Origin of the sequence: Glaesserella parasuis (assembly GCF_002015085.1) — a bacterium.
In the GTDB taxonomy this organism is placed as follows: Bacteria; Pseudomonadota; Gammaproteobacteria; order Enterobacterales; family Pasteurellaceae; genus Glaesserella; species Glaesserella parasuis.
In genome coordinates this window covers 1-8,185 of record NZ_MUXW01000048.1, presented here as the reverse complement: position 1 = coordinate 8,185, position 8,185 = coordinate 1, and the positions used below count along the sequence as shown (strand labels likewise).

At 39.7% G+C, this 8,185-nt stretch carries 3 protein-coding genes and 3 pseudogenes; 3 read left to right on the top strand and 3 right to left on the bottom strand.

Annotated features, from left to right (window positions below; translation table 11 throughout):
* Together B0183_RS10340 and prmA are read left to right on the top strand one after the other, a co-directional pair.
* Positions 1–377 (top strand): annotated as a pseudogene (locus B0183_RS10340) (hypothetical protein); the annotation flags it as partial.
* 277 nt (positions 378–654) lie between these two features.
* Positions 655–1,539 (top strand): 50S ribosomal protein L11 methyltransferase, encoded by an 885-nt coding sequence (gene prmA, locus B0183_RS10335; RefSeq protein WP_021112872.1) that lies wholly within the window; start codon positions 655–657, stop codon positions 1,537–1,539.
* A 211-nt stretch (positions 1,540–1,750) separates the two neighbouring features.
* Here the strand turns inward: prmA and B0183_RS10330 are convergent, their stop codons facing one another.
* On the bottom strand, positions 1,751–3,340 hold the full coding sequence (locus tag B0183_RS10330) for a carbon starvation CstA family protein (protein ID WP_021110064.1): 1,590 nt from the start codon (positions 3,338–3,340) through the stop codon (positions 1,751–1,753).
* Between the two features lie 585 nt (positions 3,341–3,925).
* Between B0183_RS10330 and B0183_RS10325 the strand changes: the two genes are divergently transcribed.
* Positions 3,926–5,308: a Do family serine endopeptidase gene (locus B0183_RS10325; protein ID WP_035495663.1), complete on the top strand. Its 1,383-nt coding sequence runs from the start codon at positions 3,926–3,928 to the stop codon at positions 5,306–5,308.
* Positions 5,309–5,479: 171 nt separating this feature from the next.
* Here the strand turns inward: B0183_RS10325 and yedE are convergent.
* Both yedE and mutS read right to left on the bottom strand, forming a co-directional pair.
* Positions 5,480–6,444, bottom strand: a pseudogene (gene yedE, locus B0183_RS10320) (YedE family putative selenium transporter).
* 278 nt (positions 6,445–6,722) lie between these two features.
* Positions 6,723–8,165: pseudogene (mutS, locus tag B0183_RS10315) on the bottom strand (DNA mismatch repair protein MutS); the annotation flags it as partial.
* Positions 8,166–8,185: the final 20 nt, after the last annotated feature.

Below are 8,185 nucleotides of genomic sequence, written 5' to 3'. Positions count from 1 at the left end.
AACTTTTGGGGTGCAGATCAAAATTAGATCCAATAAAAATTTGGACTGATTACACATCCAGAAAACAAACCTATCAACAACTTGCCGTTAAATATCATTGTTCAGTCAGAACGATTCAAAGATATATCAATAAAGCGCCTAAAACGGCTTTAAAACCGCCTTCAAATCGATACCTGAATATCATCATTATGGATACAACGTTTTTCGGACGTTATTTTGGCGTATTAGTGTTAATGGATACGCTTTCAAATAATGTCATTTCCCATTATTGTGTGCGAACCGAAAAAGATATTTACTACAAACTTGCCCTGAATAGGTTAAGAGAAAAAAGCTATATAATTCAATCGGATTACCTGCGATGGCAAGGAGTGGTTTGATGAAAGATTTATTTAATACGCCAGTACAGATGTATCAATTTCGTATGGTGGCAATGATATCCATATGTAATTCATGTGTATAGAGATGCGTTGATTTAGTAATAAATCACTGGAGTAAATTTTAAAAATATACATTTTTAGACCAAAATATTCGATCTTGTTATTTTCAAATAAGATACATTATTTAGTTCTATTTGGATTGACTTATACTTAATCTTGTATGCTCCTGCTATGCAAGGCTATAATAATCTTTTATTAAAAAATGAAGGAAAACAAAATGGCTTGGGTACAAATTCGTTTAAATAGTACAGATAGAGAAGCTGAGAAAATTAGCGATTTTTTAGAAGATATTGGAGCAGTGTCCGTGACTTTTATGGACAGCCAAGATACGCCAATTTTTGAGCCACTTCCTGGAGAAACTCGTCTTTGGGGTAATACTGATGTCGTTGCCTTATTCGATGCAGAAACTGACATGAAAGAGATTGTTTCTACATTAGTAAAAAGTAAACTTGTAGCTACTGACTTTCCATATAAAATAGAACAAATTGAAGATAAAGATTGGGAACGGGAATGGATGGACAATTTCCACCCAATGCAATTCGGTAAACGTTTATGGATCTGCCCAAGTTGGCGAGAAATTCCCGATCCAAATGCAGTCAATGTAATGCTAGATCCTGGTTTAGCATTTGGCACAGGAACACACCCAACAACTGCACTTTGTCTAGCTTGGTTAGACAGTCTGGATTTAACAGATAAAACGGTCATTGACTTTGGCTGTGGTTCGGGAATTTTAGCAATTGCAGCTCTTAAATTAGGTGCAAAAAAAGCAATAGGTATCGATATTGATCCACAAGCAATTTTAGCTAGTCAGAACAATGCGGAAGTAAATGGTGTAGCGGATAGATTGCAACTATTTCTTACAAAAGATCAACCGCAAAACCTAATTGCTGATGTCGTTATAGCAAATATTCTTGCAGGCCCGTTAAAAGAACTTGCCCCTCAAATTATCACGTTAGTAAAACCACAGGGGAATTTAGGTTTATCAGGTATTCTTGCTACACAAGCAGAATCCGTTTGTGAAGCTTACCAAAATAGCTTTAAACTTGATTCTATCATGGAAAAAGAAGAATGGTGTCGAATTACAGGGATTAAAAAACATTGAGAAAACTCGTATTTAACAGTAAGCTGTTGATAAGTCTGTTTTCTAGATGTGCCATTCGTCCAAATTCATATTTCAAAAAAAGAGCTTTGATTTCTGTACTTATCCAGTATTATATAGCATTTGCACAAACACTTAATTTTTTCGTAGCAACTGTGTTCATCCACAAAAATAAGGGGCGAAAATTCGCCCCTATAGTTCAACAATTCAATGATTATGCTTTAGTTGTATCATCAATATAAACATCCAGGTCTTCTTGACCTTCACGTTTAATCATTGTGAAGAATGCAACTAAGCACGCTGCTGCTAATGCTAAACCAATGTATACCGATAATTGGTAATCTAAACCGAAACCAATCTTATTGTACGCTAAGAAGGTAAATGATACGGTACTAATAAATGCCGCAGGGATTGTACATACCCAGTGGAATTTATTGTAGCGATATAAGTAAGCCGCTGCTGTCCATAACATTACCATTGCTGTCGTTTGGTTTGCCCAAGTGAAGTAACGCCATAAGATACTGAAGTCGATTTTTGAAACGATAAAACCGATAGCAAATAATGGAAGACAAATCATTAAGCGTTTTACTAAAGTTCTTTGTTCAATATTGAAGAACTCCGCAATGATTAAACGTGCTGCACGGAATGCAGTATCGCCAGATGTGATAGGTAATACAACCACACCTAATACTGCAAAGATACCGCCCACGAAGCCTAAGAAGTAAAGAGAAGAATCATATACCACTTTAGACGGTGAACCTGCTGCGATTGCATCTTGTAAAGCTTGTGGGTTTTCATAGAATGCTAAACCAACCATACACCAGATTAACGCAATAACACCTTCAGCAATCATTGCACCGTAGAAAATGAAGCGACCTTCGCTTTCGTTTTCTGCACAACGAGCCATTAATGGAGTTTGTGTTGCGTGGAAACCTGATAATGCACCACAAGAGATGGTTAAGAAGAGTAACGGCCAAACTGGAACATCGCCTTTAACTTGGAAGTTTTGGAAGAACTTCTCAGCACTCATTCCATCAATAGTACGGAAGAAATCGACAGGATCTGTTGCACTGAAGTGACTTGTGACTAAACCATACACCATACCTATCGACATAAATAGCAATAACGCACCGAAGAATGGGTAGATACGACCGATGATTTTATCAACTGGAAGTAAGGTTGCAAGAATGTAGTAACAGAAAATGATGGTTGTCCAAACTGCAATTACCGTTGGTTTATCCATACCCCATACAGTAATGTCGCTTGCTGCCGTTGCCGTTTTCGCAATTTCTTCAGCGTTATCTAAAGAGAGTGCGCCACCTGCTGAACCAAATACGTCAACAGTAATTGTACTTAATAATTGAGCAGGACTTGCTACGAATACTACCCCTACTAGAAGAAGTAATACAACGGCTAAAAGGTTAATAAAGGCTTTAACTGGACGACCTAAGTATTTACCAGCTAAGTTAGGCATTGATGCACCGCCGTTACGCACACTTAACATACCACAGAAGTAGTCGTGTACTGCACCTGCGAAGATACAACCTAATACGATCCAAAGCATTGCAACTGGTCCGTATAACGCACCAAGGATAGGACCAAAGATTGGACCTGTTCCTGCAATGTTTAATAACTGAATGAGCCAAATGCGCTTTTTAGACATTGGCACGTAGTCAACACCGTCTTGCATTGTGTAAGCTGGCGTTGTTTTTTTCGGGTTAATCACGAAAATTTTTTCGATGATTTTACCGTAAACGAAGTAGCCTAAGATTAATACGGCTACGCAAAATAAGAACCACAACATAATGGAGATCCTGTGAATAAAAAGTTGAATATAAGTTAAACCTAAAAAGGCGGTGTATTCTATTAATTTGTTACCTTAAAGTAAATTAGCCTACAAAACTTTGTTTATATAAAATGTGAAGTAGTTCACATTTTTGTAATTATATCGGTCAAATATTGATTAAAATTAGCGATATTATGTAGCAACTGTGTTCACACACAAAAAAAATTATTCAACTTTAACCCACAGACTCTGTGGATAAGTAGCGTGTAGCGTCCCATTTTTCATTGCGTCTAACCAACGCATTCATAATGGTTAGCAGTTTACGCATACGCGCCATAATAGCGAGTGGGGTTTACTCGCTTCGCTCGCTACTTCGTAGCCGTTGGCAAAGCCAACCTTCAAACACAAGCGTTTGTATCCCTGCCCCTACGAAAAGCTTGAATGTTTGTGTAAGTGCTACATAATACCGAAAATTAGCTGAAAGAATGATTTTTAAACAATTAACTACAAAACAGAGAACTGACAAATAAAATCAGAGTCAAAAGCAACACGAACTCATCAAGTTCGGCATAAGAAGTAAAATAAATTTAGTAAGGATAATCAATGAAAGTAACAATGAAAAAATCACTTTTAACCTCTTTAGTACTCGGATTAAGTGTGCTTTCTGCACCTATGGCGACTCACGCTACATTGCCTACTGCTGTAAACGGACAAGCATTACCAAGCCTTGCACCAATGTTAGAAAAAGTACGTCCTGCGGTAGTCAGCATTGCTATTGAAGGTAAAACTCAAGCATCAGCATCAAGACGTGCAGTTCCAGAAGAATTTGAGTTCTTCTTTGGTCCAGATATGTTTAGAGATGGCGGATCTCCTCGTCAGTTTAAAGGCGAAGGCTCGGGTGTAATTATTGATGCGAAGAAAGGCTATGTAGTGACAAATAATCACGTTATTGATAATGCCGATAAAATTACCGTTAAATTAGAAGATGGTCGAGAATTTAAAGCCAAATTAGTTGGGGCAGACCCAATGTCTGATGTGGCATTAATCCAATTAGAAAATCCTAAAAATTTAACTGAAATTAAAATTGCAGATTCAGATAAATTGCGTGTTGGTGATTTCACTGTGGCTATCGGCAACCCATTTGGGTTAGGTCAAACGGTGACATCTGGCATTGTATCGGCATTGGGCCGTTCAACAGGCGATATCGACGAAGGGTATGAGAGTTATATTCAAACCGATGCTGCGGTGAACCGTGGTAACTCAGGTGGCCCATTAATTAACTTAAACGGCGAATTAATCGGTATCAATACTGCGATTATTTCACCAAGTGGCGGTAATGCAGGTATTGCCTTTGCAATTCCAAGTAATATGGCAAACAATCTCGTTCAACAAATTATTGAATTTGGGGAAGTGAAACGTGGCTTACTTGGTATTAAAGGTGGTGAACTTAATGCAGATTTAGCTAAAGCCTTTGATGTTAATGCACAACAAGGTGCTTTTGTCAGCGAAGTAATACCAGAATCTGCTGCAGCTAAAGCTGGCTTGAAAGCAGGTGATGTGATTACGGGGCTAAATGGTCAGAAAATCCGTAGTTTCGCAGAACTAAGAGCAAAAGTAGCGACTACTGGAGCTGGTAAAGAAATTGAATTAACCTATTTACGCGATGGTAAAGAGAAAAATGTTAAAGTCACATTACAATCTGACGAACAAACCAAAACAAGTGCGAAAAGTTTATTACCAAGTTTAAATGGTGCTGAGTTTTCAAACTATAATGAAAAAGGAATAAAAGGCGTTGAAATCACTAAAGTTGAAAAAAATTCACTTGCTGAGGCAAGAGGATTTAGAAAAGGCGATGTAATTGTTGGTGTAAATCGTCGTACCATTGAGAATTTAGGAGAGTTGCGTAAGGTTCTTGATTCCAATCCATCTGCCATTGCCTTAAATATCTTGCGTGATGGTTCAAATTTCTATGTAATCATTAATTAAAAAGTTTTGCGATACTATCATTTGTGATGACCGCTAGCTAAAGGTTCTATACTGATTCAGTATAGAGTCTTTCGACTTATCTCACAATTATTGGGTTAGAAAATATAACCTAAGTATAATCGGGTACTGTACCTGAAGTACGTCAGTATTTCATTAATAAGGCACAGTACCCTAGTTCTGATGAGTAGACTTATTGGTAAATCCAATATAGATACAGAAAAGCAGTCCAAGTCCAACCCCATAAGGTGTAAAGGTGGATATGCCTGTACCTGATGCTGCCAGCGAAAAGTTATGAGCTGCAGCCGCACCTAATAGCATTCCGACAAGGAAAAGTGCCGCATCATTATTACCTTCACCTAAATGCACCAGTTGTTTACCTGGGCAGCCTCCTGCGAGAGAAAAACATAAGCCGCACAGTGTCATACTCAGGAAGTTCCATACAACATCATTATAGGCAATTGGTTGTTGTTCAAAACCAAGTTTGAACTGATCCAGCATTAGGTTGGTTATAGACGTACATACCGCCAATGCAACAATCCCGTTTAGCAGATAGCTGTCTTTGGATAAGATAAAATTACGGAATGCACCGATTGAACAAAAACGAGAGCGTTGCATAACGATACCGACAAGCACACCAGCACCTAATGAAAGCCATAGGTTGGCATGTTGGGCAGCAGGGTCTTTTTCAGAGAAGAAAATGGGTAAGTTTTCACCAAAGCGGAATTGGGTGATCAGGGCAATAAACAGGGCGATCACAATAAAAATAGGGACTATGCCGGATGCTGTACTTTGTTCGCCGGACTTACCGAGCGAAAATCCACGTTTGAAGAAGAAAATCCCTGCAAAAACACCCGCAAGCAGCCCAACGATACCAGCAATACTGGTTAAATCTCCTCCGCCTAAGCGTAAATCCACGGGCAGCCGAGAAAGGTTAAAGCACCTAACATAGCAAAAAAGCCTAGCATAATGCGTGCAATGGGGGCAGAACCGCCACGAGGACGAAATTCTTTGGTCAAAAGTGCCATCACTGAAGAGCCTAAAACTAAGCCGATTAACTCAGGACGAATATATTGAAGTGGAGCAACGATACCAAGTGCAGCACCTGCAACCACAGGCCAAGTTAAGAAGTTTTTCATAATAAGACCCTTGTGATATCTGAAATAAAATAAATTGTCATTGCTTAAAAAAGCAATGCTATTATACAAGGGTCGTGAAAAGAGGAAAAGATGACTTACATTTTATCTAACATCTATCTCACATTCTAGGTAAAGCCCCATACTAATTTAAATGTGATCATTCAAAAACTCAGTAAATTCAATGATAAAAAGGCTTAGTGCTGTTTTATAGTTCCTGAGCAGTTAGAAATGGGGCTTTTTATTATAATCTCCAATTTTGTCTACATTCCAAGGTGTCTTTATTTTATAAGTAACTTCAACCGATACAACGCCTCCAACGCCTGTTTCGGCGTGAGTTCATCAGGATCGATTTCCGCAAGGGCTAGTTCGACTTTGGACGGTTCTACAAGCGGTTTGTTATCGTTATTATTTTGCAAATTCACTGAAAAGAGTAAATCTTGTTGTGGATTTGCGTCTAATTGTGCCGTTTGTTGCGAAAGTTGTTCAAGCTGTGTGAGTTTCTGTTTTGCCAGTTGGATCACCTGCCTTGGTACGCCTGCTAGGGCGGCAACGGCTAGACCATAACTTTTACTTGCTGCCCCCTCTTGTACACTGTGCATAAAGGCAATGGTGTCGTTATGTTCCAACGCATCTAAATGGACATTAGCAACACCTTTAAGCTGGTTTGGTAAGCTGGTTAGCTCAAAATAGTGGGTGGCAAATAGGGTGAGCGATTGGGTTTTCTTCGCTAACCATTCGGCACACGCCCAAGCGAGTGATAAGCCGTCGTAGGTTGATGTGCCTCTCCCGATTTCATCAACGAGAACAAGGCTGTTTTCGCTGGATTGGTGCAGGATGTTCGCCATTTCGGTCATTTCCACCATAAAGGTTGAACGCCCTGAAGCTAAATCATCAGACGCACCTATACGAGTAAAAATACGGTCAATCGGTCCGATTTCTGCACTGTCGGCAGGTACAAAACTGCCGATATACGCCATTAAGGTAATCAAGGCAATTTGTCGCATATAGGTACTTTTACCGCCCATATTCGGACCTGTGACGATCAACAAATGGCGTTGTGGATCGAGCAGTACAGGGTTGGCGATAAACGGCGTTTTTAGCACTTGTTCCACAACGGGGTGGCGACCGCCTTTGATATTCACACCTCGCTGATGGCTAAAACTTGGCATCACATAATTCAGGCTTTCAGCACGTTCGGCAAGGTTGGTCAGCACATCAAGTTCTGCTAACACAAGGCTTGCCAACTGCAATTCTCCCAAACGTGGTATTATCAGTTCAAACAGTTCGTCATAAAGCTGTTTTTCAAGGGCAAGAGATGCCCCTTTCGCTTTCAATACCTTATCTTCATAGGTTTTCAGCTCAGGAATAATGTAACGTTCCGCATTCTTTAACGTTTGACGGCGGACATAGTGGATCGGAGCTTTGTGAGCCTGTCCTTGACTGATTTGGATATAGTAGCCGTGTACCGCATTGAAGCCGATTTTAAGGGTATCAATGCCTGTTTTGGCTCGTTCTCTCGATTCTAAATCTTCAAGGAATTTGGTTGCCCCTTCTGCCAAACTTCGCCATTCGTCCAACTCAGCATTGTAGCCTTCGGCGATAACGCCACCGTCACGGATAAGTTGCGGTGGGTTATCAATGATTGCTTGGTTTAATAGCTCGAATAGCTCGCTAAAATCGGCGATCTGCTGCAAAGTATTGTCTAAACAAGCGGTCTGATTGTGGGGTACTGACTATTTTT